The organism is Pseudanabaena biceps PCC 7429 (assembly GCF_000332215.1).
GTDB lineage: Bacteria > Cyanobacteriota > Cyanobacteriia > Pseudanabaenales > Pseudanabaenaceae > Pseudanabaena > Pseudanabaena biceps.
On the sequence record NZ_ALWB01000382.1, the window covers coordinates 1 to 2,557 of the forward strand.

3 protein-coding genes are annotated in these 2,557 nt (G+C 43.8%); 2 read left to right on the plus strand and 1 reads right to left on the minus strand.

Annotated elements, in window-relative coordinates; translation table 11 throughout:
* Positions 1 to 134: 134 nt before the first annotated feature.
* Entirely contained in the window at positions 135 to 1,178 is a 1,044-nt protein-coding gene (locus PSE7429_RS22515) for a YheT family hydrolase (RefSeq protein WP_009629705.1), read from the plus strand.
* Positions 1,179 to 1,502: 324 nt separating this feature from the next.
* Positions 1,503 to 1,739 carry a hypothetical protein gene (locus tag PSE7429_RS22520; RefSeq protein ID WP_009629706.1) on the plus strand — a complete coding sequence of 79 codons (237 nt, stop codon included), beginning with the start codon at positions 1,503 to 1,505 and terminating at the stop codon, positions 1,737 to 1,739.
* Positions 1,740 to 1,815: 76 nt separating this feature from the next.
* Here PSE7429_RS22520 and PSE7429_RS22525 read toward each other — a convergent pair whose 3' ends face one another.
* The gene (locus tag PSE7429_RS22525) at positions 1,816 to 2,352 is read right to left on the minus strand and encodes a cyclic nucleotide-binding domain-containing protein (protein WP_009629707.1); all 537 of its coding nucleotides are present in this window, start codon (positions 2,350 to 2,352) and stop codon (positions 1,816 to 1,818) included.
* Positions 2,353 to 2,557 lie beyond the last annotated feature (205 nt).

Below are 2,557 nucleotides of genomic sequence, written 5' to 3' on the forward strand. Positions count from 1 at the left end.
AGGTTTTAAGTTTACTTATCTGTACTAGGAAATGAAAGATTGGCGGCGCTCCGCGCCGCCAATCTTTCATTTCCTAGCTATCTCCTGTATTGCTATAGTTAGACGTAAAGAAATGTAAATATGGACTGGTTGATATGCTCTATACACCACCTTGGCATCTCAGCAATGGGCTGCTAATGACCCTTTATACGGCTTTGCGGGTAAGCCGAAAATGGGAAAATTTCACAATTGAACCAGAACCAATTTATCAAGAACATATTTTCACTGGGGCAAATGGTGTGCCGATCTTTGGAAAATATGCAATTCCTCAGAATGCGAAAGGAACGATTGTGGCAACCTATGGCATTACGGGGGATTTGGACAACCAATGGTTTCTCAAAATCTTAGGACGTAAGGCTCTAGATCGGGGATATGCAGTGGTTCTGTTTGATTGGCGGGCTCATGGTAAAACCGCAGAGCTATCCCCAGCGCTAACCTCCGACGGGCTGTACGAAGGCGAAGATTTTATTCGGATTGCCAGTATCGCCAAGCAATTAGGCTGTCCGGCCCCTTTTTGGCTCATGGGATATTCGCTCGGGGGACAGTTGGCGTTGTGGGGGATTAAGGCTGGAGAGACGATCGCTGACTGGGGGAGTGACTTAGCCATCACATCTGCTGATATTGCAGGTGGGGCGGTAATTTGTCCTAGCGTTGACTCCAACCGATCGCTGACCTATCTAGTTAAGGACGAACTGGGGAGATTTTTGGAGAAGGCGATCGCTCGTGAACTCAAGAAACTCGGTCGCGGCATGGCAAAAATGCATCCTGAAGCGATCGATCGCCATGCAGTCGAGAGAGCTAATAGCATTTGGGGATTTGATAATGAATTGACGATCGCCAAGTTAGGTTTTGCATCCGTTGAGGCTTATTACGATGCAAGTTGCCCCTTACATTTCATGCCGCATCTGCAAAAGCCAACCTTAATTCTTTATGCTGAGGACGATCCGATGTTCGATCCTGCAATTATTCCTGAACTAGTAAAAATCGCTCAAGATAACTCCGCCATTAAACTAATGCTTACCAAACATGGCGGTCATGTCGGTTATGTGAGTAGTAAAAAATGCCAAAACCAATATGGCGATCGCGATCGCTGGTGGGCATGGAATCGAGTCTTTGAGTGGATTGGCTCGCTAGTTTGATTTGTTCTCGCTATCTCTTACATTGATACTCCCTTCCCAGTGAATAATTAGACGTTGCGGCGCTTCGCGCCGCAACGTCTAATTATTAGGTTTTTGATGTCTATTTCTTTGGTGGGAAGGGAGTAGTACATAAACCCCAAGAATTGACTGGCGGCGCTTCGCGCCGCCAGTCAATTCTTGAGATATATATCTTGAGAGCTATATCTTGCGAAATTTCTAGACTCTCCTTAAGAGCGATTGCCTTCAATTGTAAACAATTGTTAATATAATTCCATCAAATAAAAAGCAAATTGTTAAACAATTTCGCATCTCAAGGAGAAATGTATGGAAACCAAATTTGATTTTAGCGGCGAAAATCTTTTCAAACCCATCGCTTTTCGTGAAGACTTCAATCAATTTGCACGCCTTAGCGAAACCCAAGCTTGGTCGCTATTTTTTACCGCAAGCCGTGAAGATAGTGCCCTTGGATTTAGCAGAGCTGCTGGAAGATTTTGGACGGGGCTATTGGTTGCTACTGTTGTTGAAGCTATTCTCGGCGTTACTATTTTTCAAGTTTTTTAATCAACGGCAACCGCTCAAATCACGATCGCTATATTGTCTAGAGCCTCTTGATTTGAGCATTTAAAACTAACTTGCCCTAACTTGCTCGCACATTTTTAATCAACCAATAAAACTTGGCTTCGGCAAGTTCCAAATTACCGATCATCGACTGACTGAATCCGCCAAGATGAGCCTCTAACCCATCGAGATCGTAGCCATAGCCGAGTCTACTGACAGTGCCACGGAGGCGATCAGAAACACAAAGGCAAATCGCACGATAAAATCTTGACGAGAAATTTGTATCCTGCTGTAGTTTCGATAAAAGCTGCACTCTGGGAATCGATAGCACCACGCTCTCCTCTAACGATCTCACGCTAGCAAGCGGTGGTCTCGTATCGATAAAAGATATTTCGCCAACGATTTCACCTTCAGAAATTCTAGCGATCTCTTTTTTATCCTGTGATTCAATGGCGACACTAAACGAGCCATTCACCACAATATACAGAGCTTCGCTGATTTGACCTTCTCGAATCAATAGGCGATCGGGCGGAATCGTCTCTCTCTTTCCTTTCTGGACAAACCAGTCAAGATCGCTATTATTAAGTTCGCTAAAGAAAAGCAAAATTTTCTTCACATTTAACCTCTGTAGCTGAATAAAACGTAAGAAGTCATATTCTTACAGATTCTTTCGTAGAAGTGGCAATGCTGCTTGAAAAACTTAAGAAATGGTAATTTTGCAGCCTTTATAGCTGCCGTCAACTATATCAGGACATAAAACCCAAAATAGTGTTGCCGCGCTCCGCGCGGCAACACTATTTTGGGTTTTAATTTTGTCCTAA